Origin of the sequence: Curtobacterium sp. KBS0715 (assembly GCF_005938005.2) — a bacterium.
In the GTDB taxonomy this organism is placed as follows: Bacteria; Actinomycetota; Actinomycetes; order Actinomycetales; family Microbacteriaceae; genus Curtobacterium; species Curtobacterium flaccumfaciens.
The window spans coordinates 3,144,812-3,170,016 of record NZ_VCCA02000001.1 but is presented as its reverse complement, the minus strand read 5'-3'; the positions used below and the strand labels follow the sequence as shown (position 1 = coordinate 3,170,016).

Genomic DNA, 25,205 nt, shown 5'->3' with positions numbered 1-25,205 from the left:
TGCTGGTCAGTGCTTGCTGATCAGCGTTGCTGGTCAGTGCTTGCTGGTCAGCGCTTGCCGAACACGTGGATCGGCAGGAAGAAGGAGAGGCTCATCAGGAGCACGCCGGCCATGAAGACGAAGGCCTGGCCCGACTCCACCTGGAAGGCGAACCCGAACAGGTACATCGACACCAGCAGCAGCAGGATCGAGAAAACAGCGGCGATGACGCGGCCCACGGGATACCTCCGGGTGTCGACGAGTGGATCGTTCCCCAGTCTATCCCCAGCCGGGGGTGTGCCGGTTCACGCTCCCGGTCGCGTCGCGATCAGACGGTCGACGACGGTGAGCAGGGTCTCCATGTCGACGCTGCCCCGCTTCGGTCGCACCTCGCTCGCCGCACCGAGTGAGGCCTGGTGGTACAGCCCGTCGCCGAGGAGCTTGACGGCCTGCGCGGTCGGCTCGTCGCCGAGGGCGTCGACGAGGGTCGCGAGCCAGGCGTTCTCGGTGTCGTCGAGAGTGCGTCCGGCCTCTTCGTAACCGGCCTGCTGCAGGCGGCTCGCGGCGAGCAGGGCGAGGTCCAGCTCGCTGCCGACGAACAGGCAGTTGCGGACGAAGTAGCGCGCGGCGCCGTCCTCGGCCTCCTGCATGCGCTCGACGTCGATCGCGGACAGGTCCGACAGCCGTTCGCAGAGCCCCTCGACCAGGGCGGCCTTGGAGCCGAAGTGGTAGAGCAGCCCGCCCTTCGAGACGCCGGCGCGCGCGGCGACGGCGTCGAGCGTGGCGGGACGCTCGCCTTCCTCGCACACGATGGCGACGAAGCTGTCGAGGACACGGTCGCGGGCACTGGCCATGCCGAGAGTCTAGGAGCAGTTCCGGGGGGCGCGGACGACAGCTGCTCCGTGGTCGCCGTGAACGCTCACGAAATGCCGCAGGGCCGTTGCTCATCGTTCCGGTACCGGCTAGCGTCGAGCCGACCGTGAAGGTTCACGAGACGACAAGGATCCGCATGTCAGCGCAGACGGCGAACACCGCCACCACCCCGACCTCGACCACCACCGACCGCCCCGGGTGGGCCGTCCTCGGCCCCGGCAGCATCGCCCGACGCTTCCTCTCGCAGCTGCCCGCCAGCGGGGGTGTCCTGGTCGCGGCCGGCAGTTCGTCCGCGAAGCGGGCGCAGGTCTTCGCCGACGAGGCCGCCGGGTTCGGGTTCGCGGACGTGACCGCCGGGACCTACGACGAGGTCCTCGCCGACCCGCGGGTGGACGCCGTCTACGTGTCGACCGTGCACACCGGGCACGCCCGACTCGTGCTCGCCGCACTCGAGGCCGGCAAGGCGGTCCTCTGCGAGAAGCCCCTCGCCGTGAACCACGGCACCGCGATGGCGCTCACCGACGCCGCACGCCAGGCCGGCCTGCCGCTCGTCGAGGCGTTCATGTACCGCTTCCACCCGCAGACCGCGGCGCTGCTCGACCTGATCCGCGACGGGGTGATCGGCGACGTGACCCACGTCGACGCCTCGTTCGCCTTCCGGACGGGCGAGCGCACCGGTCGACTGTTCGACGCCGACACCGCCGGCGGCGGGATCCTCGACGTGGGCGGGTACCCGGTGACGATGGCCGCGGCGATCGTGCAGGCCGCAACCGGGGTCGCCGTCGCCGAGCCGGTGGACATCACCGCCACGGGCACGCTCGGACCGACCGGGGTCGACGAGTGGACGGTCGCGCAGCTCGCCTACAAGGGCGGGACCACGGCGACGGTCCGGACCGGCGTCTTCGTGCAGGACGACAACGCCGTGTCGGTGTACGGCTCGCGCGGCCGGATCACCCTCACCGACCCGTGGACCCTCGGCGACGACCCCACCATCGAGATCCACACCGTCGACGAACCCCCTCGCTCGCTGTCGTTCGCGGGTGAGCACCCCTACGCCCGAGAAGCCGACGCCACCACCGACGCCCTGCGTGCCGGCGGGGTCGAAGCGGCGCAGATGACCATCGACGAGACCCTCGCCACCGCCCGCACGCTCGACAGGTGGCGCGCGGCGATCGGCCTGCGCTACCCCTTCGAGGCCGAGACCGCCGACATCCCGACGGTGTCCGGCCGACCGCTCACCGTGCAGGACGGCAACCCGATGCGCTACGGCGAGGTGCCGGGCGTCGGCAAGCGGATGTCCCGCCTGGTGATGGGTGTCGACAACCAGCCCGACCTGGCACACGCCAGCGCGATCTTCGACCTGTTCGTCGAGCAGGGCGGCAACGTGTTCGACACCGGGTACATCTACGGCGGCGGTGTGCTCGAGGGCCGGCTCGGCAGGTGGATCCAGAACCGGGGGATCCGCGAGGACGTGGTCGTCATCACGAAGGGTGCCCACACCCCGCACTGTGACCCGGCGTCGATCACCCGGCAGCTGCTCGAGAGCCTCGAGCGCCAGGGAACCGACTACGCGGACATCTACATGATGCACCGCGACAACCCCGACATCCCGGTGGGGGAGTTCGTCGACGTGCTCGACGAGCACCGCCGAGCCGGGCGCATCCGCGTGTACGGCGGCTCGAACTGGACCCCCGCACGGTTCGACGAGGCGAACGCCTACGCACGGGCCAACGGCAAGCACGGGTTCGAGGTGCTCAGCAACCACTTCGGTCTCGCCGAGGCGTACGACGTGCCGTGGGACGGCTGCGAACACGCGACCGATGCGGCATCGAAGGCCTGGCTCGAGGAACGCCAGGTCCCGTTGCTGCCGTGGTCCTCGCAGGCCCGCGGGTTCTTCACCGGCCGTGCGACGCCCGAGGACACCAGCGACGCCGAACTCGTCCGCTGCTACTACTCGGACGACAACTTCGAGCGGCTCCGGCGTGCGCGGGAGCTCGGCGAGCAGTTCGGCGTCCCCGCGACGGCGATCGCGCTGGCGTACGTGCTCAACCAGCCGTTCCCGACGTTCCCGCTCTTCGGACCCCGTACGATCGCGGAGGCCCGGTCGTCCATGACCGGCCTCTCCGTCGACCTCTCCCCGGAACAGGTGGCATGGCTGGACCTCCGCGCCTGACCCCGGGCGGCCGCGCGACGATCATCGACGTCGCCGCGGCCGCCGGGGTGTCCCGGCAGACCGTCACCCGCGCGATGAACGGCATGTCCGGCATCAGCGCGGCGACCAAGGACCGCGTGCTCCAGGCCGCGGCTGCGCTCGACTACCGTCCGTCACGGTTCGGCCGCGGGCTCGTCACGGGTGGCGACCACCAGCTCGGGCTCGTCGTCAACGACCTGCGGAACCCCTACGCACCGGCACTCGCCTCCGCCGTGCTCGGCCTGGCCGCCGCCCGCGGGTGGAACGTCATGCTCGCCGACGTCGGGCTCGCGAGCGACTCGGACCGGATGGTGGAGTCCCTCGGTGCCCAGACCGACGTCGTGATCGGCTACCTCGGGTCCCGTGCGCCGGAGTGGATCGAACGGCTCGGCTCGGTCCCGGTCGTCGAGCTCGACCCCTCGGGACCGGTGACCCGCGCCGCGGTCCGGATCGATCCGACCGCCGCGATCGAGGACCTCGCCGACCACCTCGTCGACGTCGGGGTGAAGCACCCCGTCGTGCTCGACGCCGCGGCCGACGGCGCGCCGAGCCAGCGCGGGGAGCAGATGGTCGCGGCACTCCGGCGTCGCGGGTACCTGCCCGACCTCGTCGTCGCGTCCGCACCCACCGCCGAGGCCGGCGCCGGACAGACGGAGCGGATCCTCGCCGAGCACCGCCGGGTGGACGCGGTCCTGGCCTTCAACGACGTGCTGGCCCTCGGGGTGCTGTCGGCCTGCCGTCGTGCCGGTGTCGACGTCCCCGGTGACGTCCGCGTGGTCGGCGTCGACGGCCTGCCGCTCGGCACGCTCGTCGCGCCGACGCTCACCACGCTGGCCGTCGACCTCGACGAGGTCGCAGGCCAGGCCCTCGACCTGGCGCTCGGCATGCTCGCGGGCGAGCTGCCGCGCTCGGGCGAGGCCATCGAGCGCACGGTTCGACACCGGTTGCTGCTCCGCGAATCGGCGTAGGCCCGACGACGCGACCAGTGGACGGACGCAAGGCCCGTGGCGGGACCGCCACGGGCCTCCCGGCCGTCGTCAGTTGCATTTGCAACCAAAACCGTCCGGACGGTACACTAACGGAGTCCTGACGGGGCGCGTGTCCATCCCGCGTCCCGTCTCGTCTGCCCCACGTACCACCCGCCGTCGACCTGGTCCGGCTCGAAGTCCCAGGAGTCCGCCGTGTCCGCACTGCTCACCAGCCCCGTCGCCACCCGCGTCACCGGGAGCCGCGCCCGACGGTTCCTGGCGCTCGCCGTGCTCATGCTGCCGGTCCTGCTCATCTCGGTCGACAACACCATCCTGAGCTTCGCGCTGCCGTCGATCAGTCGCGCGCTGAACCCGGACGCCACCACGCAGCTCTGGATCGTGGACGCGTACCCGCTGGTGCTCGCCGGCCTGCTCGTCGTGATGGGCAGCATCGGTGACCGCATCGGTCGACGGCGGATCCTGGTGATCGGCGCGACCGGCTTCGCACTGTTCTCGGTGGCCGCGGCCTTCGCGACCGACGCCTGGATGCTCGTCGCGGCCCGCATCGCGATGGGCGTGTTCGGCGCGATGCTCATGCCCGCCACGCTCTCGATCATCCGCAACGTGTTCGTGGACGCGGGGGAGCGGCGGATGGCGCTCGCCGTCTGGTCGACGATGTTCGCGGCCGGCAACGCGCTCGGCCCGCTCGTCGGCGGCGCGCTGCTCGCGCACTTCCACTGGGGCAGCGTGTTCCTCGTCGCGGTGCCGATCCTCGTGCTCATGCTCGTCGGCGTGCCGTTCTGCGTGCCGGAGTCCCGCGACCCGATGCCCGGGCCGGTCGACCTGCCGAGCATGTTCCTGTCCCTCGGCGCCCTCGCACCGATCGCGTGGGCCATCAAGTCGGTCGTGCACCCCGAGGAGCGCGGCCTCGCGATCGCCATGCTCGCGGTCGGTGTCGTCTGCGGCATCGCGTTCGTCCGTCGGCAGCTGCGGTCCCGCACGCCGATGCTCGACCTGCGGCTGTTCCGCAGCACGGCCTTCACGGGCAGCGTGCTGATGAACCTGGCGGCGATGTTCTCGCTCACCGGGTTCCTGTTCTTCATCGCCCAGCACCTGCAGCTCGTGGCCGGGCTCGACCCGTTCGCATCCGGCGTCGTGCTCATCCCGGGGTCGGTCCTGACCATCGTCGCCGGGCTCGCGGTCGTGCCGATCGTGGCGCGTGTCGCCCCGCGCTGGGTCGTGTCGGTCGCGCTGCTGTTCTCGGCGGCGGCGTACGCCCTCGTCGCGGTCCTCGGACACCACGCCTCCATCGCCGCCCTGGCGTTCGCGTTCGTGCTGCTCGGCATCGGGATCGGGGCGTCCGAGACGGTGACGAACGACCTCATCATCTCGACGGCTCCGGCGGACAAGGCGGGTGCGGCGTCGGCGATGTCGGAGACGGCGTACGAGATCGGCGCCGTGCTCGGGACCGCGGTGCTCGGCACGATCCTGGCGACGACCTACCGGGCGCACGTCGTGGTGCCCGACGGATTGTCCTCGGCGGCGCACGTCGCGGCGCAGGAGACCCTCGGCGGCGCGGTCGCCGCGGCGGGGCAGCTCGGCGGCAGCGCCGGGCAGGTGCTGCTCGAGTCGGCGCGGGCGGCCTTCGACTCCGGCGTGACGATCACGGCGGGCGTCGCCGCGGTGCTCATGGTGGTGGCGGCCGCGGGGGCGCTCGTCATGCTCAAGCGCCGCTGAGCGGCCGCGCGGTTGAGCGGCCGCGCGGGCGCACTGCGGGCGCGAGCTGCGCTTCGTGAGCAGGAATGGTCGGGTCGCGCACGGTGACCCGACCATTCCTGCTCACGAAGCGCCGCCACGGCGCGCCCGGCCGAGCCCGAACCTGTGAATCGTTGACCTCAACCAGGGTTCAGGTCATACGTTGGGTGACAGCCGCCGAGTGACGGCAGCCCCTCCCGAAGGAACGACCACGATCACCATGCCCGACGAAGCACCGGCAACCATCGCCGACGCGTACAAGTCCGCCTTCCGCGGGCACCCTGCCGGCGTCGCCGTCATCACGGCCGAAGGCCCGGACGGACCGACCGGCCTCACCGCCTCGAGCGTCGCGAGCGTGGCCGTCGACCCGCCCGTGCTGGTCTTCTCGCTCTCGACGAACTCCGGCTCGGCCGGGGTCGTGCTCGGTGCGCCGCTGTTCGTCGTGCACCTGGTCGACTCGCTCGGGGTCGCACTCGCCAAGCGCTTCGCGTCGACCGGCAGCCCGGCCGCCGACGACCCGATCTGGGGCACGCTGCCGTCCGGCGACCGCTACCTGCCGAGTGCGGCGAGTGCACTCCGCTGCCGACCGCTGTCGACGACGCCCATCGGCAGCTCGACCGTCGTCGTGGCCGAGGTGCTCGACATCATCGTCGGCGCCGACCGCGGCGAGCCGCTGGTCTACCACAACCGGGAATTCCACTCCCTCACCGATCGTTCCCGGCTCTCGTGAGCCGCGGAGCCGCGTCCACAACCCACTGATCGAAAGGACCTCACATGGCTGAGTACACCCTGCCGGAACTGCCGTACGACTACGCCGCGCTCGAGCCGCACATCAGCGGCAAGATCATGCAGCTGCACCACGACAAGCACCACCAGGCCTACGTGACCGGTGCCAACACCGCGCTGCAGCAGCTCGGTGAGGCCCGCGAGTCCGGCAACTTCGGCGCGATCAACAAGCTCGAGAAGGACCTCGCGTTCCACCTCGGTGGCCACGTGAACCACTCGATCTTCTGGACCAACCTCGGCCCGGACACGAAGGTCCCCGAGGGCGAGCTTGCCGCGGCGATCGACGAGTTCTTCGGTTCGTTCGAGAAGTTCCAGGCGCAGTTCGCCGCCGTCGCGAACGGCATCCAGGGCTCCGGCTGGTCCGTGCTGGCCTGGGACACCGTGGGCCAGAAGCTCACCACGTTCCAGCTCTTCGACCAGCAGGGCAACATCCCGTTCGGTCTGGTCCCGATCTTCATGCTCGACATGTGGGAGCACGCCTTCTACCTCGACTACCTGAACGTCAAGGCGGACTACGTCAAGGCCGTCTGGAACATCGTCGACTGGGAGAACGTCGCCGCTCGTTTCGAGAACGCGAAGTCGCAGCGGTTCGTCACGCTCTGATCCGCGTCGGCGGGTCACCACGGTGACCACCTGACGAACGGGAGGCACGGTGCCAGCTGGCACCGTGCCTCCCGTTCGTGGTCCGGGTGCCGTTCCGGACCGCACGCCGTCACCGGATCCGCGACCGGTTCTCTGTCGCGGTCGCGCGCAGCGCGCGGTCGGCGCCGGTCGTGCTCGAAGCCAGGTCGTGGGCGATGCGACGCAGTGCGTCGTCGGCCTCGGTGTGCGCGCGGTCGACGAGCGCGCTCCACTGCGCTCCGCGGGCGGCCATCACCGTGTCCTGTGCCGCACGTTCGGCGAAGACGGGGTCGGCACCGTGTGCCCGGCACCACGCCCGGATGGCCGCCACGTGGCAGCGGTGCGCGCGGCGCTGGCGGTCGCGTCCGTCGAGGGACTCGACCGATCCGAGTTCGAAGGTGAGTCGCGCGGCCAGCGCACGGTGCGGGTCATCGAGCCCGCCGAAGGCCGCGACCAGGTGATCGGCGAGGGCGTCCGCGTCGGCGTCGGGGTCGAGCGTCGCCACCGGCCGCGAGGCCGCCAGGTGTTCGACGACGGAGTCGATCAGGGCTTCGCGTGAGCCGAAGTGGTAGACGACCGGGTAGGCACTCGTCCCGAGCACGCGGCCGAGCCCCCGGACCGTGACGTCCTCGATCTTGGTCTCGACGAAGTGGTCGACGACCTTCTGGAGGATCGCGGGCTTGCGGGTGGGGTCGGGCTTCCTGGGCATGGCATCTCCGTCGTCTGGGCGGTGGTCGCGCGACCGCCCACATACTAGCAGCCAGTATTTCAATGACACCATGGTCGTCGTGTGTGATCCCTCTTGGAAACCTCCGTTTTCACCGATAGAAACGGAGAAAAACTCGGCTCCGGGTACACTGTTCCGGATGTCCATGCCGCACGAGGGCGCTCCGCCGCCATCCCGGCCCGAGGGGACCCGCGCCGGACGGGTGCTCACGGGTCGCCGTCGTGGCGCCGGAAAACGCTTCCTGGTCGTCGGCGACGTCCTGGACGGTGTCCTCGTGCACACCACCGCACACCGGATCGGGGTGCACGACCCCGCTGCGGAGATCCGCCACCGTCCGACCGGCGCCGGTGGCAACACGGCCACCTGGCTCGGCTGGCTCGGGGCCGAGGTCGACGTCGTCGCCCGGGTCGGGGTCGACGACGTCTACCGCCACGAGCGCGCGCTCGAGGACGCCGGGGTCCGCGCCCACCTGCGCTACGACGCGATGACGTCCACCGGGGTCGTCGTCTCGGTCCGCAACGACCACGGTCGCACCGCGATGTCCGACCCCGCCGCGAGCGGGAAGATCAGTGCCGCCGACGTCCCGCCGTCGGTGGTCGCCCGCGCCGACATCGTGCACCTGACCGGGGCCGCCATGCTCGGCGGCGGGGCCGACCGGCTCGCCGACCTGGTGGCGTGCGCCCGGACGGGGCCGGCGCGCGTGGCGGTGGACCCCTCGTCGGTGGCGGTGATCGAGACGATCGGCGCCGACCGGTTCCTCCACGCCCTGCGGGGCGTCGACGTGCTCTTCCCCGACCAGCACGAGGCGCTCGCCCTCGGCGGGGGCGACGACCTCGACTCCGCGGTGCGGCGGCTGACGGAGCACGTCCCACTGGTCGTCGTCACGGCCGGGGCCGACGGCGCGCTCATCGGGCGCCGCGGCCGCAGCGTCCACCGGGTCCCCGCGACACCGGCGACCGTCGTCGACACCATCGGCGCCGGGGATGCCTTCGTCGCCGGGTTCGTCCGTGCGTGGGCGACGGATCCGGTCCGCGTCGGTGCGGCAGCCCGCGAGGGCACCCGGGTCGCCGCGCGGGCACTCGGCTTCGTGGGCGGTCGACCGCCGGTCTGAGCCGACGGGTTCTCGGTCGGCACCCCCGGGTCAGGGCTCCGTCGGGTCAGTGCCCGGTCAGCGCTCCGTCGGGTCAATGCTCCGACGGTTCGGGGACGACGTTCAGGGTCTGGACGCGCCCCGCGGCGGCGGGCGCGAGCCGGATCTCGACGCGCAGTCGCCCGCAGGTGCCGGGGAGCCACCAGCGCAGGTGCGACGGTGCCGCCGAGTACTCGGACACCGGTGCGGCACCGAGGTCGGCGCCGACGTCCGCGACGGCCTGTGCCACCGACCGCCGTCGGCGGTCGTAGGGCACGTCCATGGCCACGTTCGGTGTGCAGATGTCGTCCGCCACGTCGTCGCTCCAGTCGGCCAGGAGGCGCGTCACGGCGGCCTGGGCGGCTCGCGTCGCGCGGGTGGTCGCCGCCACCCCGCTGGTCGCTCCGGCCACGTCGGTGCCGGCTTCCGCCGGGTCGGGTGTCCGAGCCGTCAGCGCCGCGTCGAGCACGAGGTCGTGCGCCTGCTGTGCGGCCGCGGACACCTTGGCCTGCGTCGCGTTCTCGAACGCGACGACCCCGAGGCCGTCGCGAACGGACCACCGCATGTGCGCGGAGAAGCCCGGGTAGCCGCCGGAGTGCGAGACGAGCTCGCCGAAGCGGTCGTCCTGCTCGACGAACAGCCCGAAGCCGTACGCCGTCGCGCGGGCCGAACCCGGGACGACGGACGACGGGACGACCCGCATCGCCTGCTGCATGAGCCGGCGATCTGCGGGGGAGACCGGGCCGGGTTCCGGCGCTGCGGAGAACGCCGAACCGAGGTGCGTCGCCCAGCGCGCCAGGTCGCGGACGGTCGAGAAGAGCCCGCCGATCGACGAGAACGCGCCGGGGCCCGTCATCGGCAGGGGTTCCCAACCGCCCTGGTGGCCGCGGACACCGGTGACGACGAACCCGGTGGACTCGTCGGCGCTGAACACCGTGTCGGTGAGCTCGAGGGGACGGAGCACGGTCTCTTCGGCGGCCGCGGTGAAGGGCCTCCCCGTCACGACGGCGACGACCCGGCCGAGCAGCGCGTAGCCGAGGTTCGAGTAGGCGAAGCGGGTGCCGGGCAGCGAGTCGAACAGCAGGCCGCCGCGCAGGACCTCGTCGAGCTCGGCGTCCGAGATCGACTCCTGCCGGTCGGCCCAGGGATCGTCGGTGGGGAAGCCCGCCGACATCGTCAGCAGCATCCGCACCGTGGGGACGGGGGAGTCCGGGGTCGGCAGGGTGACGGCGCCGAACGCCGGCACGAAGTCGGTGATCGGCGCGTCGAGGTCGAGCGCACGCCGTGCGACGAGGGTCAGCAGGGTCGCGGCGGTGACGCTCTTGGTGCAGGAGGCGATGCGGTAGACGGTGTCGGCGTCCGGTCGACGGCCGTCCCCGCGGTCGCCGTGCCCACCGGACGCGACGAGCCCGGAGCGGTCGAACACGCCCCACACGCTGCTCGGCGCGATGCCCTGTTCGACACGAGCACGGAACAGCTCGTCGACCTGGTCGACGACGGCGGCGACCGCGGGGTGCGACCCGGTCACGATCGACGCATCCGTTCGTAGGCATCGAGCGCCCGCTGCCGCGACGCCTTCAGGTCGACCATCGGCTCGGGGCGCAGCTCGTCGGCGGGGACCCAGCGGTGGACGTACTCGCGGTGCGGGTCGAAGCGCTCGAGTTGCCGGTCGGGGTTGAAGACACGGAAGTACGGGGCGGCGTCGAAGCCGGAGCCCGCGACCCACTGCCAGTTCGCCGCGTTGTTGGCGGGGTCGGCGTCGACCAGGGTGTCCCAGAACCACTGTTCCCCGACGCGCCAGTCGACGAGCAGGTTCTTCACGAGGAAGCTCCCGGCCGCCAGCCGCACCCGGTTGTGCATGGCGCCGCTGTGCCAGAGCTCGCGCATGCCCGCGTCGACCAGGTCGAAGCCGGTCAGGCCCTGCCGCCAGCGGTCGAGCTCGGCCGCTTCCGGGTCACGCCACGGGAACGCGTCGAAGTTCCGACGGACGTTGACGGTGGCGATGTCGTCGCAGTGGAAGTACTCGTTCCAGTTGAACTCCCGCCATGCCAGCTGGCGGAGGAACGCGGCGGCGTTCTGGCGCTGCGCGGGCTCGAGCCGCTCGTGCAGGCGGTGCCACACCTGGTACGGGCTGATCTCGCCCCAACGCAGGAACGGCGACAGGCTGCTGGTGGCTTCCATCGCGGGCTCGTCGCGCTGGTCGTAGTCCTCGAGCGCGTGCTCGACGAAGTGCTCGAGCTGCTGCTGGGCGCCGTGCTCACCCGGGGTCCAGGCGTCACGGAGCCCGCCGGCCCAGTCGGGCTTCGTGGGCAGCAGTGCCCAGTCGGTCAGAGCATCACCGGTGACGTCGGCCGCAGCGGGCAGGTCGTCGGGGTCGGGCAGGGGGTGGCGCGGTTCGGGCAGAGCCTGGACGGCGTTCCAGAACGGGGTGAAGACCTTGTACGGCTCGCCCTGCCCGGTGAGCACGGTCCACGGCTCCCAGAGCAGGTTCGCGGCGAAGCTGTGCGCCTCGACGCCACGGTCGTGCAGGGCCGCCTTGATGCCGGCGTCGATGTCCCGCTCGACGGCACCGTACCGACGGTTCCAGTACACGGCGTCCGCACCGGTGTCGGCGACGAGCTGGTCGATGACCGTCGCCGCGGCACCGCGTCGGAGGACCAGCCGGGAACCCCGTTCGCGCAGGTCGGCGTCGAGGGCGGTCAGCGATTGGTGCAGCCACCAGCGGCTCGCGGCACCGATCGGCCGGAGCCCCGGGGACTGCTCGTCGAGGACGACCACCACGGTGACGTCGCCACCGTGGTCGATCGCCGCACGGAGCGCGGGGTTGTCCGACAGCCGCAGGTCGTCACGGAGCCAGACGATCGCGCCGGTCACACCGTCGCCGCATCCGGAGCAGCCACCGGGCGGGTCGTCGATCGCCGGCCCGGTGCCGTGCCGACCGCCAGCCGGAGCTTCGTGCAGAGTTCGGTGAGGGTGCGCAGTTCGGGGTCGGACAGTCCGGCACCGACCTGCTGCGCGATGCTCGCCGCGTGCTGGACGGCGACCTGGCGGTAGACGTCGAAGCCGTGCGGGGTCAGTGCCACGATCACACCCCGGGCATCGGTGGGGTCCGGCTGCTTCTCGACGATGCCGCGGGCGAGGAGTCGGTCGACCAGGCGGCTGACGCTCGGCTGGGTGAGGAGCAGGTGCCCGGTGAGGTCGCGCATCCGGCAGCGGCGCCCGGGCTGGGTCGACAGGTTGAAGCAGACGTCGTACTCGTTGAACGAGATCTCGTCGCCGGGGAAGTCCGCGTTGAGACTCCGCATCACGGCGACCTGGGCGCGGAAGAGCGCTTCCCAGGCGGCGACGGCGGTCGCCTTCTCACTGCGGCGTGTCTCGCTCACGTTCGCGTTCCCTCCGGTCGTACGGTCTGACCACACTACCGACGGGGTCCGACAGGGACCGGGCGACATGCACGAGGGCCGGCCGCCTGTCGGCGACCGGCCCTCTCCCTTGCACCAAGAGTTTCCTGCAATCACATTCCGCAGGCGGTGCCACAGCAAACACCGTCTGCACCACCGACTGTATAACGAAGCGGTAACGGCGCGCCAGCCTCTCCGGGGCCGGTTCGCTGCGAGTTCACCAAGAGCAGTCGATCAGGCTCAGAAGAGGTCGGGCGACGGGGTCGACGCGTACCGCACGGCGACGTCCGCGTGCCGGTCGAAGCGGTAGCCGACGCCGCGCACGGTGCGGACGATCTCCTCGAACGCGCCGAGCTTGGAGCGGAGCCGACGCACGTGCACGTCGATGGTGCGCTCGTTCGGGGTCTCGTCCTCGCCGTCCGACCAGAGGCCCTCGATGATCGCGGAACGGTCGACGGTCTGGCCCTCGCGGAGGACCAGGAACTGCAGGAGTTCGAACTCCTTGTAGGTCAGGGGTGCCGCTTCGCCGTCGAGGGTCACGCGCTTCCGCGAGATGTCGATGACGACACCGGTCTCCTCGGGCTCGGGCTTCTCGGCCTGCTTGCGGGCGGCCACCGCGGAGCGGTCCTGCAGGGCGAGCCGGACGACGTCGACGTCACGGCCACCTGAGTGCTCGGCGGCGACGGCGACGGCCGCGTAGGTCTCGGACGACGGGACGAGCTGCGCGGTGAGGGCCTTCAGTTGCTCGACGACCGCGGCCAGGGTCGTGCCCGCGGCTGCGGCCTTCGCTTCGTCGATGCCGACGTACAGGGCGAAGCCGCGGGCCTCGGTGCCCTCGGGGAGCGCGCGGTTCCGCTGCGGTGCGACCACGGGGCTCGTCGGCACGGTGGCCGGTCCGGTGGCTGCCGGGGAGGCCGGGCGCGGGCGGATAGGCGTCACCGTGCCGAGGTCGGTCGGGGCCGGTGCGGTGCGGAGCGCGGTGCGGGGCTGGGCGATGGTGAGCGACATGCTGGTTCTCCGGGCGGTGTGGCCGGTGCGCGGGTGGCGCGGCGGCCGGTGTCGAATGCGTCATCCCGGGTACGGCGGTACGCCGATGTGCCCTGCGGTCCTGCTGCGGACCGGGGCCGACCCGGGGGAACGGGAGACAGACCTCGTGACGTGGTGCGCGTCGCCGACGGTGTCCGTCACCCGGGGATCACGCGCTCGCGACGGGGGTGGTGTCGCGGGGGATCCGGCTGGAACGGGTGCCGATCAGGCACACATTCGACAACGCATGACCGGCATGGTCGGCATCATCACGCCGACGGTCCCCACTGCCCCTGCGGAGGAGCACGCCTCGGAGAGGACGCGGGTGGACACGGTTGCAGTCATGTGACGAGTATCTGCGGTATACCAACGCGGTGTCAACCGTCCGCGCGGACGGTGCGGTGGGCGCGACTGCAGGGACGTCGAGCGCCACGCCCGTTCTTTCCAATTGCGCACGCGATGGAAAGTCGAATCGGGCGTACCGGGTCGAAAGAACCGACCTGGTATGCCCGGAACGGGCAGGTGCGCCCGGAACGGGCAGGTACGCCCGGAACGGGCAGGTACGCCCGGAACGGGCGGGTGGGGCCGACGCGACGCACGACCGCACGAACGACAGGAGGCGCGGTGCCAGCCGGCACCGCGCCTCCTGTCCGAGACGTGTCGGGTCTGCGCTACTCGGCCAGGCCGTAGAGGCGGTCGCCGGCGTCGCCGAGGCCCGGGACGATGTACCCGTTCTCGTCGAGCTTCTCGTCGAGCGCACCGAGGACGATCGAGACGTTGCGGTCGCCGACGGCCTGCTCGACCATGGCGAGCCCCTCGGGGGCACCGAGGATGCAAACGCACGTGACCTCCTGCGCGCCGCGGGCGAACAGGAAGTCGATCGCGGCGGCGAGGGTGCCACCGGTGGCGAGCATCGGGTCGAGCACGAAGCACTGCCGACCGGACAGGTCGTCGGGCAGGCGCTCGGCGTAGGTCTGCGGCTCGAGCGTCTCCTCGTTGCGGGCCATGCCGAGGAAGCCGACCTCGGCCGTCGGGACGAGCTTGACCATGCCCTCGAGCATGCCGAGCCCGGCGCGGAGGATCGGGACGACGAGCGGCCGCGGCTTGGCGATCGCGACGCCCATGGTGTGCGCCACCGGCGTGTCGATCGGCGTCGCCGTGACCCGGACGCCCCGCGTGGCCTCGTACGCGAGGAGCGTGACGAGCTCCTCGGTCAGGGCGCGGAACGTGGGGGAGGGCGTCGTACGGTCGCGGAGCACCGAGAGCTTGTGGGTGATGAGCGGGTGGTCGGCGACGTGGACTCGCATAGGGTCGAGCCTAGCGTGCCGCCGACCGTCAGGAGGTCCCGTGGAGGAGCCCGCAGCCCGCCCGTTCGTCCCGGCGATGGAGCGTGCGCTCGACGAGGCCCGACGGTGCCTGGAGACCGACGACGTCCCGGTCGGCGCCGTGGTGCTCGACCGTGACGGCGCCGTGGTCGCCACCGGTCGGAACGAGCGCGAGGCGCGGCAGGACCCGACGGCCCACGCCGAGGTCCTGGCGCTCCGTGCTGCAGCGGCGGTGACGGGGGACTGGCACCTCGAGGAGCACACGCTCGTGGTGACGCTCGAGCCCTGCCCGATGTGCGCTGGCGCCGTCATGGCAGCACGGGTGCCCCGGGTCGTGTTCGGCGCGTGGGACCCGAAGGCGGGCGCCAGCGGCAGCGTCTACGACATCGCCAGGGACCGCCGGCTGCCGCACCGCTCCGAGGTCATCGGGGGCGTGCTCGAGCAGGCGTGTGCCGAGCTGCTCGACGACTTCTTCAGTCCGCGGCGAGGATGACGATCGCTTCGGTCGGCGGCTGCGGCCCGGTGCGCAGGACGTCCGGTTCGACGTAGATCACCCGGGCGATCGGTACGGCGCTCCGGACACGCTGCTCGACGGTGTCGATGCCGGCGGCGACGTCGCCGAGTCGGCGGTCCCCGTCGACGGCGACCTTCACGCCGACCATCAGCTCGTCCGGTCCGAGGTACAGGGTCTTCAGGTGGATGATCGCGTCGACCTCGGGGCCGTCGAGCACCGCCTGCTTGATGCGCTCGACGTCGGCGGCGGTCGCGCCCTCGCCGACGAGCAGGCTCTTCGTCTCGATGCCGAGCACCACCGCGACCGCGATGAGCAGCGCCGCGATGAGCATCGTGCCGATCGCGTCGAACACCCCGTTGCCGGTGATCGCCGTCAGGCCGACGCCGAACAGGGCGAAGACCAGGCCGAGCAGGGCCGCGGTGTCCTCGAGCATCACGACGGGCAGCTCGGGGGCCTTCGCACGGCGCACGAACTGCACCCAGCTCTGCGAACCCTTCTGCGGTCGGGCCTCGTGCAGGGCGGTGCGGAGCGAGAAGCCCTCGAGACCGATGGCGATGACGAGCACGACGAGGGGGAGCCACCAGTTCTCGAGCGGGTGCGGGTGGGCGAGCTTCTCGATGCCCTCGTAGAGCGAGAAGACACCGCCGACCGAGAACAGGATGATGGAGACGACGAACGCGTACACGTAGCGTTCACGCCCGTAGCCGAAGGGGTGCTCCTGGTCCGCCGCTCGCCGGGCCTTGCGGCCACCGAGCAGCAGCAGGAGCTGGTTCGCGGAGTCGGCCAGGGAGTGCACGCCCTCGGCCAGCATCGACGCCGATCCGCTGATCGCCGCCGCGATGAACTTCACGATCGCGATGCCGATGTTGGCACCGAGTGCGGCGAAGATCGCCTTCGTGCCTCCGGAAGCGCTCACAGCTGTCCCCTTCTCGTGGTCTGCGACACGATCCTAGGCGGGTCGCGTCGGTAGGGTCGGGAGCATGACGATCGACCTGCCCCGCACCGCCCTGCTCGGCGTCGGCTCCATGTCCGGCGCGGTCCTCGACGGCCTGCTCGCCGCGGGACTCGACCCGGCCACCGTGACCCTCACCACGAAGTCGGAGGCGTCCGCTGCTGCCCACCGGGAGCGCGGCCTCGACGCCACCGCGAGCGACACCGACCCCGACGCCAACCGGGCGGCCGTCCGTGGCGCGGCCCTCGTCGTGGTCGGCGTGAAGCCGTACATGATCGCGGACCTGCTCGACGAGGTCGCCGACGATCTGGAGCCCGGTGCCGTCCTGGTCAGCGTCGCCGTCGGCACCACCACCGCGAGCATGGAGGCTCGGGTGCCCGCCGGCGTCCGCGTCGTCCGCGCCCTGCCGAACACCCCGATCGGCGTCGGCCTGGGCGTCACCGGCATCAGCGCGGGCACCTCGGCCGACGCCGAGGCCGTCGCACTGGCGTCGTCGGTGTTCACCGCCTCGGGCGAGGTCATCGAGGTGCCGGAGGAGCAGCTCGACGCGCTGTCCGCCGTGTCCGGCTCCGGTCCCGCCTACGTCTTCCTGCTGGTCGAGCAGTGGCAGCGTGCCGCCGAGGAGCTCGGGTTCACCCACGAGCAGGCGGCGACGATGGTGCAGGGCACCGTCCGCGGCGCGGTCGAGCTGCTCGAGCGGTCGGGCCGTGAGCCCGCCGACCTGCGCCGTGCGGTGACGAGCCCGAAGGGCACGACGGAGCGTGCCGTCGCGGTGCTGCAGGACGCCGACCTGGCGGACACGCTGCTGCGCGCATCGCGTGCCGCGATCGCGCGTGCCGAGGAGATCGCCGCGTCGTAGACGCACACCGTGTCGTGGACGCAGCCACAGTGCGGACGGGAGGCCCGGGGCGACGCCGCCACGGGCCTCCCGTCCGTCCGGTGGTCGCTACTCGTACGCGGCGAAGCGCTCCAGGTCGGTCTCGGAACCCGAGACGATGATGACGTCGTCCTCGCCGATGATGCTGTCCGGCGTCGCCGGCACGAACGGGTTGCCGGGCGGCTTGATGCCGAGCACGGTCAGGCCGAAGCGGGTGCGGATCACGGTGGTGGCGAGGTCCTTGCCGCGGACCGCGCGCGGCGGGAACATCTTGACCACGGCGAAGTCGTCGTCGAACTCGATGAAGTCGAGCATCCGGCCGGAGACCAGGTGCGCCGTGCGCTCGCCGGCCTCGCGCTCGGGGTAGACGACGTGGTTGGCGCCGATGCGGGACAGGATCGTGCCGTGCGAGCGGCTGATCGCCTTCGCCCAGATCTGGGGGACGCCGAGGTCGACCAGGTTCGCCGTGATGAGCACGCTCGACTCCAGGTCGCTGCCCGTGCCGACGACGGCGATGGCGAAGTCCTGCGCGCCGATCTGCCGGAGCGCGTCGATGTCGGTCGCGTCCGCCTGCACCGCGTGGGTGACCCGGTCGGACCACTTCTGCACCAGTCCGGCGTCGGTGTCGACGACGAGCACCTCGCGGTCCTGGCGTTCGAGCTGCCCGGCGGTGGCGGCCCCGAAGCGACCGAGCCCGATGACGAGGACGGGAGCGTCGTGACTGATGGCACCGTGCTGGTGCGACGAACGGGTGCGGTCAGCCAACGATCGGCCTCTCCTCGGGACGGCGGAACAGTTGCCGGCTCTGGCTGGCGGCCAGGGCAGCGGCGATGGTCACTGTACCGACCCGGCCGAGGAACATGGTGGCGGCGAGCACGTACTTGCCCGATTCCGGCAGGTTCGCGGACACGCCGGAGGACAGGCCGCTGGTCGAGAACGCCGAGATCACCTCGAACAGCACGCGGTCGAGCGAGTCGTCGGTGATCTGCAGGAGCACCACGGTCGCGACGGCCACGATCGTCGCTCCCCAGAGCACGATGGCCACCGCGACCCGCAGGACGTCGCTCGGGATCCGGCGACCGAAGGCCTCCATGCTCTGGCGGCCGCGCGCCTCGGCGACCGCGGCCAGGAACAGCACCGCGAGGGTCGTCACCTTGATGCCGCCGGCCGTCGAGGCGGATCCGCCACCGATGAACATGAGCATGTCCGTGACGAGCAGGCTCGAGCCGTTGAGCTGGTCGAAGTCGACGAGCGAGAACCCGCCGGAGCGGGTCATCGTCGACAGGAAGAGCGCCTGGAACGCGGTGCGCCCCGCTCCTTCTTCGCCGAAGGTCGTCGGGTTCGACGCCTCGAGTGCTGTGTAGACGACCGCGCCGCCGAGGAGCAGGACCGCGCTCGTCGCCAGGGTGAGCTTGACGTGGATCGGCCAGCGCCGCGGGGTGCGCAGCTGCTTCGTGAGGGCACGGATCACCGGGAACCCGATGGACCCCGCCACGACACCGATCATCAGCAGCGTCAGGAACCAGTAGTCGTGGGCGAACGGGTCGAGGCCGTCGGCGTTCGGCGAGAACCCGGTGTTCGTGAAGGCCATCGCCGCGTAGTAGAACGAGTCGCCGACCGCGGTCCAGAACGGGATGCCGGCGATGAGCACCGACGGCAGGAGCAGCAGGCCGAGGACGATCTCGATCGACAGGGTGCTCACCGCCACCGTCGCGAGCAGGGTGCCGACCTCGCCGAGCCGGACGGCCTGCCCCTCGGGCACGGCGCCGTGGTGGGTGCGGAGCGGGTTCGAGTCGCCGGCCGCCATGAGCTTCGCGCGCAGGCCGAGCTTCCGGGTGACGAACAGTCCGAGGATCGACGCGAAGGTCAGGACCCCGACGGCGCCGATCTGGGTGCCGATGACCACCAGGACCTTGCCGAAGACCGACCAGTGCGTCGCCATGTCGACCGTGGACAGCCCGGTGACGCAGACCACCGACGCCGCGGTGAAGAGGGCGTCCGCGAAGTGGGTGCTGCTGCGGTCCGCCGTGGCCCACGGCGTCATGAAGGCCACCGTGAACAGGAAGATCAGCGCGATGAACACGACGATCGCCAGTCGGGACGGCGACGAGCGCAGCACCGTCGCGATCCGGCTCGCTCGCCGTCGGCCGACACTCACGTGGTGCGGGATCGGCTCGGTTCGGTCGAGCATGCGTATGCCTCCGAGGACATGGGCCGGGACGGTTCGTCATGGTACATCCGTGGTGCCCCGGCTAGCCTTGCCCCATGGCCGACATCTTCTCCGTCGTGGCGGACCCGACCCGGCGCGAGCTGCTCGGCACGCTGTTGTCCGCCTACGGTTCGGACGTCACCGGCGGGGAGCTCAGCGTCGGCCAGCTCGTCGAACGCCTCGGGGTCAGCCAGCCCACGGTGTCGAAGCACCTGCGTGTCCTGCGCGACATCGGTCTCGTCACCAGTCGCGAAGAAGGGCAGCACCGCTACTACCGGCTCGACCCGGAGCCGCTCGTGCACCTGGAGGACTGGGTCCTGCCGTTCACGGGCGCGGTCGACGCCGACGGCACCCCGGCCACCACCGCGTGGACGCCGGACGGCCAGCCCGTGTCGATCCGCCGGAACGGCACGGCCGGCAAGGCGACCGTCGAGGTGGGCACCGAACTCGGCCGTGTGATGGCCGAGGCGTCGTACCGGGCCACCGCGGCGATCTCCGGAGCGCAGCAGGGCTGGGAGCGCGTCGTCGACCGCAGCCGCAAGCGCTTCACCCGCCGGGGCGACGAGGACTGAGCCCGCGGCGCGTCCGGTGCGCACCGGACGCGGACTGATCCTGGACACCGGGTCGCACGCGCCTCTACAGTTGCCACTGACCACACAGGTCACACCACTCCCGTGCGCAGCGCGCGTGCGAGCCCCGAAGGCGGACCATGACCGGCAGTTTCGACGACGTGCGCTTCCTCACCGTCGCTGAGGTCGCCGAGATGATGCGCGTCTCGAAGATGACCGTGTACCGGATGGTGCACGCCGGTGAGCTCCCCGCCATCCGCTTCGGCCGCTCCTTCCGCGTCCCCGAGTCGGCCGTCGCCGACGTGCTGCGCGGTGGCGTGGCGGACGTCGGCTGAGGGCGCGTTCGACATCACAGCGGGCAGCCGGTAGACTCGGGCAGGTTGATTTTCCGCGGTCTCTTCGGCCCGGTGTCCGTACATCAGCATCAGTCCGAGCGAGGTCCACATGGGTTCTGTCATCAAGAAGCGTCGTAAGCGCATGGCGAAGAAGAAGCACCGCAAGCTCCTTCGCAAGACGCGTCACCAGCGCCGCAACAAGAAGTAGACCCTCACAGGTCTGCGCAGGTCGGAGGACCTGCACGAGAAGCCCCGGTTCGCCGGGGCTTTCGCGTTCCCGGACTACGCTGGGACCATGCCCGCAGTGACGTTCCTGACGAAGCCCGGATGCCACCTCTGCGACGACGCCCGACCCGTGGTCGAACGCGTCGTCGCCGACCACCCGGGGGTCACCCTGCAGGAACGCTCGATCCTCGACGACGACGCCCTCCGCCAGGAGTACGCGGAGGACATCCCCGTCGTGCTGATCGACGGGCGCGTCCACAGCAACTGGCACGTCGACGCCGACCGGCTCGCACGTGCGCTCGAGAAGGCCGAGGCCCGCGCATGATCTCCCACGTCGTCTCCTGGTCCCTGCGGACCGATCTCGACCGCACCGCGTCGATCGCCCGCATCCGCGAACTCCTGACCGGTCTGGTCGGCACCGTTGAGTCGATCCGCTCGCTCGAGGTCGTCGAGAACGTCGCCTACCCGGACAAGAACCACGACGTCGCCGTGGTCGCCAGCTTCGACGACCTCGCCGGGCTCGATGCGTACCAGGTGCACCCGGAGCACCAGGCCGCGGCAGCGGCGATCCGCGAACTGGTCACGGCACGGGCCGCCATCGACTGGCAGAGCTGAGCCGGGCCTCCAGTCCGAGCGATCCTCGCTTGGAGTCGCGCGCTTCGTGAGCAGCAATGGTCGCCTCCCGCATCGGGAGGCGACCATTGCTGCTCACCGTGTGCGCGCGGCGGCGCCGCGCGGCGCGGGACCTACGGGGTCAGGCGTGTCGGGCCACGGAACAGGTACGTGACCTCGCGGATCGAGGGCTCACCGAGCATGAGCATCAGCACGCGCGCGAGGCCCATGCCGAAGCCACCGTGCGGCGGCACGCCGTAGCGGAAGAAGTCGAGGTACCAGCCGAGCTCCTCCGGGTCGAGGCCCTTCTCGACGGCCTGCGCCTCGAGCACGTCGACGCGGTGCTCACGCTGGGCACCCGTGGAGATCTCGGCGCCGTTGAAGATGAGGTCGTAGCTGTTGGTGACCGACGGGTCGCCGGGCTTCCGCATGTGGTAGTACGGCCGGATCGAGGCGTCGTACTCGGTGACGAACACGAACTCGGAGCCGTGGTGCTCCTTCGCCCAGGCTGCGACGCGGCGCTCGCCCTCGGGGTCCAGGTCACCGTCGGCGCGGACGACGTCGTAGCCGCTGTCGGCGACGATCTTGCGCGCGTCGGCCAGGGTCACGCGGGGGAACGGCGTCGCGGGGACCTGCAGCTCGAAGCCGAAGACCTCGGCGATGTCCTTGCCGTACTTCTCCTTGACGGCGGTGATGCCGGCGACCAGGACCTCTTCGTGCATCGCCATGACGTCCTCGTGGGACTCGACCCACGAGAACTCGGCGTCGACGCTGGTGAACTCGGTCGCGTGGCGGCTCGTGAACGACGGGTCGGCGCGGAAGGCGTCGGCGATCTCGAACACGGCACCGAAGCCGGCCGGCTGTGCCATCTGCTTGAAGTTCTGCGGCGACTGGGCCAGGTAGGCGGTCGTCTCGAAGTACTCGAGCTGGAACAGCTCGGCGCGCGACTCGGAGGCCGACGCCATGAGCTTCGGGGTGTGGATCTCGATGTAGTCGCGGTCGACCCAGTACGTGCGGAACGCGTGCTCCAGCGTCGTCTGGATGCGGAAGATCAGGTTCTGCTTGCGGTTGCGCAGGTCGAGGAAACGCCAGTCGAGACGCTTGTCGAGCGACGAGTCGTCGGCGATCGGGGTCTCGGGGATCGCGGCGCTCACCACCTGCAGCGCGCCGATCTTGACCTCGAGCCCGCCGAGCTTGACGCGCTCGTCGTGCTTCAGCGTGCCCGTGACGTGCACGAAGGTGCCGTGCGCCAGGCCGGAGATCTCGTTGGTGGTCGCGAGCGCGGACTGTGCGGCGTCGTCGCCGTCCTCGGCCTCGCGCGTCGCCGGGTTCACGAGCTGGACGGCGCCGGTCTCGTCGCGCAGCACGACGAACTGCACCTTCTTCTGGTCTCGGACGGTCTCGACCCATCCGGCCACGGAGACGGGACCGTCGGGGAGGGCTGCCAGGTCGGCGATGCGGGTGCGTTCGATCACGGTGGTCGAGTCTAACCGCCTGCGTCCGGGGGCGTGGGCGGCAGGGTTCCTCCCTCCACACGGCCGGCTGCGTCCGGCGTTCTCCACCGATGGCCGGGAGGCCCGTGGCGGCGCGCGTGGACTCCGTAGCGTTCTCGACGTGGCCGGGTCGCGGGACGAGAGGGGGACCGGGTGGGGACGGGGACAGGGGAGCTCGCGACCTGGCCGCCTGCGGCGGTCGCGGTGGTGGTGGCGGCACTGTGCACGGCGGCGTTCACGCTGCTCGTGGCGTTCGTCGGTGGGATGTGGGCGGTCATCCGGTGGCGGCGGGACGTCGCGCGGGAACAACGGGACCGGGCTTGGTCACGATTCGTCTGGGTGGTCGACCACGTCACGGACGCGGACGTGGGTCGTGTCGAGATCGGGAGACTCGTCGCGGGAGCGATGTACAACATGCAGGTTCTTCGCGAGGCCGACGAGGTCATCGGCAAGCTCGTGCTGGAACTGGTGACGGAAGAGGAGCAGACATGACGCAACGGGACCCGGTGAAGGCCTTGTTCGTGCGGCGGGACGAGGAGTGGAAGGCGAACGTGCGCAGACGGCACTGGTTCCGGCCATGGCGAGCACGTCGGGTGATCGCCGAGCACGATCGGCTGCGGGAGATGATGGAGGAGATGGCCGAAGCCAAGCGGGAACGGAGTCGCCTCATCGCGGCCGGCGTGCTCGAGGGCTCAGGGGAGCGAAGCGCGGAGTGACCCGAGCGTGCCGATGAACTCCTCGGCCATGCCGGCCCGTTCGACGAGCTTGGCGTGGCGGGCTCGGGCGTCCTCGAGGTACGCGTCGAGGCGGGCCGCCAGCGCTGGTTCGTCCTCGGGGTCCTTCGTCGCGAGGGCGTCGACCACCCGGAGCAGCTCGGCCATCTCGTCGAGCGTGAACCCGAGCGGCTTCATCCGGCGGATCACGAGCAACCGTTCGAGGTCCTGCGCCGTGTAGACCCGGAACCCGCCGGTGGTGCGCCCGCTCGGTACGAGCAGCCCGACCTCGTCGTAGTGCCGGATGGTGCGCAGGGACATGCCGGCGCGGTCGGCGAGTTCGCCGATGTGCATCGTGTCGGGGATGTCGCTGGTGCTCACGAGTACGACTCTACCCTCACGTGAGGGTAGAGTTCCGATCGATGTCCGTGATCACACACGCGCCGACGGCCCCGAGCGTCCTCGCCGCCCTCCGCTCGCCCCGCATGCTCACCCGAGAGGTCCTGGCCGGCATCGTCACCGCGCTGGCCCTCATCCCCGAGGCGATCTCGTTCTCCGTCGTCGCCGGGGTCGATCCCGCGGTCGGCCTGTTCTCGAGCGTCGTCATCGCGATCGTGATCTCGATCGTCGGCGGTCGCCCGGCGATGATCTCCGCCGCAGCGGGCTCGGTGGCGCTGGTCATCGCCCCGCTCGTCCGGGAGCACGGGATCGAGTACCTGGTGCCCGCGATCGTGCTGGGTGGCGTGTTCCAGCTCGTGCTCGGGTTCCTCGGGGTGGCACGGCTGATGCGGTTCATCCCGCGCAGCGTCAACGTCGCGTTCGTGAACGCCCTGGCCATCCTCATCTTCACCGCCCAGCTGCCGAACCTGCTCGGCGACGACGTCCCGTTCGTCGTCTGGCCGCTGACCGTGCTCGGCATCGCGATCATCGTCGGCTTCCCCTTCCTGACGAAGGCGATCCCCGCACCGCTCATCGCGGTGGTCGTCGTCACCGGCCTCACGATGGTGTTCAGCATCGCCGTGCCGACGGTCGGCGACGAGGGCGCCCTGCCGACGGCGCTCCCGGGCTTCGGCGGCATCACGACGCCGTTCACCTTCGAGACGCTGCAGATCATCGCCCCGTACGCGTTCGGCGTTGCGATCGTCGGCCTGATCGAGACCCTGCTCACCGCGCAACTCGTCGACGCCATCACGGAGACGGGCTCGAGCAAGTGGCGCGAGTCGTGGGGTCAGGGTGTCGCGAACATCGCGTCCGCCTTCTTCGGTGGGACCGGCGGCTGCGCGATGATCGGCCAGACGGTGATCAACGTGAAGACCGCGGGCGCCCGGACGCGCGTCTCGACCTTCGCGGCCGGCGTCTCGGTGCTGGTCCTGACGATCGTGCTCCACGACCTGGTTGCCCAGATCCCGATGGCGGCCCTGACGGCGGTCATGCTCATGGTCTGCGTCGCGACCTTCGACTGGCACAGCATCCGACCGCGCACCCTCCGACGGATGCCGCTCGGCGAGACCGCGGTCATGCTCGTCACCGTCGTGGTGGTCGTCGTGACCGAGAACCTCGCCACCGGGGTGCTCGTCGGCGTGGTCGTGGCGGCCCTGGTCTTCGCCCGACGGGTGGCGCACGTGGTGACCGTGGTCCGCGAGCCGGTCGACGACCGCACCGTGCGGTACCGGGTCCGCGGGGCGCTGTTCTTCGCCTCGTCGAACGACCTCGTCACACGGTTCTCGTACGCCGAGGACCCGGAGCACGTGATCATCGACCTGGCCGATGCCCACGTGTTCGACGCGTCCACGGTCGCCGCGCTCGACGGGGTCGAACAGCGGTTCGCCAAGCACGGGTCGACCGTCGAGGTGGTGAACCTCGACACGGGCTCGATCGCGCTGCACGGGCGGCTCTCCGGTGAGCTCGGCGGCTGAGTGCTTCCG

29 protein-coding genes are annotated in these 25,205 nt (G+C 71.1%); 16 read left to right on the top strand and 13 right to left on the bottom strand.

All coding sequences use genetic code 11. The features are described from left to right. Nucleotides 1-47: 47 nt before the first annotated feature. The gene (locus FFG40_RS17185) at nucleotides 48-218 is read right to left on the bottom strand and encodes a hypothetical protein (protein ID WP_017888559.1); all 171 of its coding nucleotides are present in this window, start codon (nucleotides 216-218) and stop codon (nucleotides 48-50) included. Between the two features lie 66 nt (nucleotides 219-284). Next, nucleotides 285-833: a TetR/AcrR family transcriptional regulator gene (locus tag FFG40_RS15010; protein ID WP_027466318.1), complete on the bottom strand. Its 549-nt coding sequence runs from the start codon at nucleotides 831-833 to the stop codon at nucleotides 285-287. 155 nt (nucleotides 834-988) lie between these two features. Here FFG40_RS15010 and FFG40_RS15005 point away from each other — a divergent pair, with 155 nt between their 5' ends. The 5 genes from FFG40_RS15005 to FFG40_RS14985 all read left to right on the top strand — a co-directional run bounded on the left by FFG40_RS15005 (nucleotide 989) and on the right by FFG40_RS14985 (nucleotide 7,155). After that, entirely contained in the window at nucleotides 989-3,025 is a 2,037-nt protein-coding gene (locus tag FFG40_RS15005; protein WP_138803878.1) for an aldo/keto reductase, read from the top strand. Further along, on the top strand, nucleotides 3,004-4,011 hold the full coding sequence (locus tag FFG40_RS15000) for a LacI family DNA-binding transcriptional regulator (protein ID WP_138803877.1): 1,008 nt from the start codon (nucleotides 3,004-3,006) through the stop codon (nucleotides 4,009-4,011). The genes FFG40_RS15005 and FFG40_RS15000 overlap by 22 nt, the downstream gene beginning before the upstream one ends. 213 nt (nucleotides 4,012-4,224) lie before the next feature. Then, nucleotides 4,225-5,748 (top strand): MFS transporter, encoded by a 1,524-nt coding sequence (locus tag FFG40_RS14995; protein WP_027466321.1) that lies wholly within the window; start codon nucleotides 4,225-4,227, stop codon nucleotides 5,746-5,748. 238 nt (nucleotides 5,749-5,986) lie between these two features. Further along, nucleotides 5,987-6,496: a flavin reductase family protein gene (locus FFG40_RS14990; protein WP_027466322.1), complete on the top strand. Its 510-nt coding sequence runs from the start codon at nucleotides 5,987-5,989 to the stop codon at nucleotides 6,494-6,496. Nucleotides 6,497-6,540: 44 nt separating this feature from the next. Further along, nucleotides 6,541-7,155, top strand: coding sequence for a superoxide dismutase (locus tag FFG40_RS14985; protein WP_027466323.1), 615 nt, complete (start codon nucleotides 6,541-6,543; stop codon nucleotides 7,153-7,155). Between the two features lie 109 nt (nucleotides 7,156-7,264). Here the strand turns inward: FFG40_RS14985 and FFG40_RS14980 are convergent, their stop codons facing one another. After that, entirely contained in the window at nucleotides 7,265-7,882 is a 618-nt protein-coding gene (locus FFG40_RS14980) for a TetR/AcrR family transcriptional regulator (RefSeq protein WP_138803876.1), read from the bottom strand. A 157-nt stretch (nucleotides 7,883-8,039) separates the two neighbouring features. Between FFG40_RS14980 and FFG40_RS14975 the strand changes: the two genes are divergently transcribed. Next, nucleotides 8,040-9,011 (top strand): carbohydrate kinase family protein, encoded by a 972-nt coding sequence (locus FFG40_RS14975; RefSeq protein WP_185974204.1) that lies wholly within the window; start codon nucleotides 8,040-8,042, stop codon nucleotides 9,009-9,011. Between the two features lie 73 nt (nucleotides 9,012-9,084). Here FFG40_RS14975 and FFG40_RS14970 read toward each other — a convergent pair whose 3' ends face one another. The 5 genes from FFG40_RS14970 to upp form a co-directional block, all read right to left on the bottom strand. Next, nucleotides 9,085-10,557, bottom strand: coding sequence for a serine hydrolase (locus FFG40_RS14970; protein ID WP_185974203.1), 1,473 nt, complete (start codon nucleotides 10,555-10,557; stop codon nucleotides 9,085-9,087). After that, a complete protein-coding gene (locus FFG40_RS14965; protein WP_138803873.1) occupies nucleotides 10,554-11,903 on the bottom strand; it encodes a deoxyribodipyrimidine photo-lyase in 1,350 nt (449 codons plus the stop codon). Before FFG40_RS14965 ends, FFG40_RS14970 begins: the two co-directional genes overlap by 4 nt. Continuing rightward, nucleotides 11,900-12,412 carry a MarR family winged helix-turn-helix transcriptional regulator gene (locus tag FFG40_RS14960; RefSeq protein WP_027466327.1) on the bottom strand — a complete coding sequence of 171 codons (513 nt, stop codon included), beginning with the start codon at nucleotides 12,410-12,412 and terminating at the stop codon, nucleotides 11,900-11,902. Before FFG40_RS14960 ends, FFG40_RS14965 begins: the two co-directional genes overlap by 4 nt. A 258-nt stretch (nucleotides 12,413-12,670) precedes the next feature. Then, a complete protein-coding gene (locus FFG40_RS14955; RefSeq protein WP_027466328.1) occupies nucleotides 12,671-13,438 on the bottom strand; it encodes a winged helix-turn-helix domain-containing protein in 768 nt (255 codons plus the stop codon). 689 nt (nucleotides 13,439-14,127) lie between these two features. Beyond that, nucleotides 14,128-14,763, bottom strand: coding sequence for a uracil phosphoribosyltransferase (gene upp / locus FFG40_RS14950; RefSeq protein WP_110861591.1), 636 nt, complete (start codon nucleotides 14,761-14,763; stop codon nucleotides 14,128-14,130). A gap of 76 nt (nucleotides 14,764-14,839) precedes the next feature. Here upp and FFG40_RS14945 point away from each other — a divergent pair, with 76 nt between their 5' ends. After that, a complete protein-coding gene (locus FFG40_RS14945; RefSeq protein ID WP_138804037.1) occupies nucleotides 14,840-15,274 on the top strand; it encodes a nucleoside deaminase in 435 nt (144 codons plus the stop codon). Here the strand turns inward: FFG40_RS14945 and FFG40_RS14940 are convergent. Further along, nucleotides 15,255-16,211 (bottom strand): cation diffusion facilitator family transporter, encoded by a 957-nt coding sequence (locus tag FFG40_RS14940; protein ID WP_027466331.1) that lies wholly within the window; start codon nucleotides 16,209-16,211, stop codon nucleotides 15,255-15,257. The two genes, FFG40_RS14945 and FFG40_RS14940, sit on opposite strands and share 20 nt — an antisense overlap. 64 nt (nucleotides 16,212-16,275) lie before the next feature. On the opposite strand from FFG40_RS14940, the gene proC reads away from it, so the two are divergent. Then, nucleotides 16,276-17,106: a pyrroline-5-carboxylate reductase gene (proC, locus tag FFG40_RS14935; RefSeq protein WP_138803871.1), complete on the top strand. Its 831-nt coding sequence runs from the start codon at nucleotides 16,276-16,278 to the stop codon at nucleotides 17,104-17,106. An 87-nt stretch (nucleotides 17,107-17,193) separates the two neighbouring features. Here the strand turns inward: proC and FFG40_RS14930 are convergent, their stop codons facing one another. Both FFG40_RS14930 and FFG40_RS14925 read right to left on the bottom strand, forming a co-directional pair. Beyond that, a complete protein-coding gene (locus tag FFG40_RS14930) occupies nucleotides 17,194-17,889 on the bottom strand; it encodes a TrkA family potassium uptake protein (RefSeq protein WP_185974202.1) in 696 nt (231 codons plus the stop codon). Next, nucleotides 17,882-19,315 carry a TrkH family potassium uptake protein gene (locus tag FFG40_RS14925; protein WP_027466334.1) on the bottom strand — a complete coding sequence of 478 codons (1,434 nt, stop codon included), beginning with the start codon at nucleotides 19,313-19,315 and terminating at the stop codon, nucleotides 17,882-17,884. The genes FFG40_RS14930 and FFG40_RS14925 overlap by 8 nt, the downstream gene beginning before the upstream one ends. A 74-nt stretch (nucleotides 19,316-19,389) precedes the next feature. Here FFG40_RS14925 and FFG40_RS14920 point away from each other — a divergent pair, with 74 nt between their 5' ends. The 5 genes from FFG40_RS14920 to FFG40_RS14900 all read left to right on the top strand — a co-directional run bounded on the left by FFG40_RS14920 (nucleotide 19,390) and on the right by FFG40_RS14900 (nucleotide 21,077). Further along, a complete protein-coding gene (locus tag FFG40_RS14920; RefSeq protein WP_051596885.1) occupies nucleotides 19,390-19,905 on the top strand; it encodes a helix-turn-helix transcriptional regulator in 516 nt (171 codons plus the stop codon). Between the two features lie 137 nt (nucleotides 19,906-20,042). Then, nucleotides 20,043-20,237, top strand: a complete 195-nt coding sequence (locus FFG40_RS14915) for a helix-turn-helix domain-containing protein (protein ID WP_017888579.1) — start codon at nucleotides 20,043-20,045, stop codon at nucleotides 20,235-20,237. Between the two features lie 109 nt (nucleotides 20,238-20,346). Beyond that, the gene (locus tag FFG40_RS14910) at nucleotides 20,347-20,445 is read left to right on the top strand and encodes a 30S ribosomal protein bS22 (RefSeq protein ID WP_003792170.1); all 99 of its coding nucleotides are present in this window, start codon (nucleotides 20,347-20,349) and stop codon (nucleotides 20,443-20,445) included. 87 nt (nucleotides 20,446-20,532) lie between these two features. Next, nucleotides 20,533-20,787, top strand: a complete 255-nt coding sequence (locus tag FFG40_RS14905) for a glutaredoxin family protein (RefSeq protein WP_071247435.1) — start codon at nucleotides 20,533-20,535, stop codon at nucleotides 20,785-20,787. Further along, nucleotides 20,784-21,077, top strand: a complete 294-nt coding sequence (locus tag FFG40_RS14900) for a Dabb family protein (RefSeq protein ID WP_071247431.1) — start codon at nucleotides 20,784-20,786, stop codon at nucleotides 21,075-21,077. Before FFG40_RS14905 ends, FFG40_RS14900 begins: the two co-directional genes overlap by 4 nt. Before the next feature lie 131 nt (nucleotides 21,078-21,208). On the opposite strand, the gene aspS is transcribed toward FFG40_RS14900, so the two are convergent. Then, nucleotides 21,209-22,549 (bottom strand): aspartate--tRNA(Asn) ligase, encoded by a 1,341-nt coding sequence (gene aspS / locus FFG40_RS14895; protein WP_138803870.1) that lies wholly within the window; start codon nucleotides 22,547-22,549, stop codon nucleotides 21,209-21,211. A 171-nt stretch (nucleotides 22,550-22,720) separates the two neighbouring features. Here aspS and FFG40_RS14890 point away from each other — a divergent pair, with 171 nt between their 5' ends. After that, nucleotides 22,721-23,059 carry a hypothetical protein gene (locus FFG40_RS14890; protein WP_138803869.1) on the top strand — a complete coding sequence of 113 codons (339 nt, stop codon included), beginning with the start codon at nucleotides 22,721-22,723 and terminating at the stop codon, nucleotides 23,057-23,059. Beyond that, nucleotides 23,056-23,283 (top strand): hypothetical protein, encoded by a 228-nt coding sequence (locus FFG40_RS14885; RefSeq protein WP_138803868.1) that lies wholly within the window; start codon nucleotides 23,056-23,058, stop codon nucleotides 23,281-23,283. The genes FFG40_RS14890 and FFG40_RS14885 overlap by 4 nt, the downstream gene beginning before the upstream one ends. On the opposite strand, the gene FFG40_RS14880 is transcribed toward FFG40_RS14885, so the two are convergent. Then, complete coding sequence (locus tag FFG40_RS14880; RefSeq protein ID WP_395876495.1) at nucleotides 23,260-23,661, bottom strand: MerR family transcriptional regulator; 402 nt, start codon at nucleotides 23,659-23,661, stop codon at nucleotides 23,260-23,262. The genes FFG40_RS14885 and FFG40_RS14880 overlap by 24 nt on opposite strands. Before the next feature lie 41 nt (nucleotides 23,662-23,702). On the opposite strand from FFG40_RS14880, the gene FFG40_RS14875 reads away from it, so the two are divergent. Beyond that, nucleotides 23,703-25,196, top strand: coding sequence for a SulP family inorganic anion transporter (locus FFG40_RS14875; protein ID WP_138803867.1), 1,494 nt, complete (start codon nucleotides 23,703-23,705; stop codon nucleotides 25,194-25,196). Nucleotides 25,197-25,205: the final 9 nt, after the last annotated feature.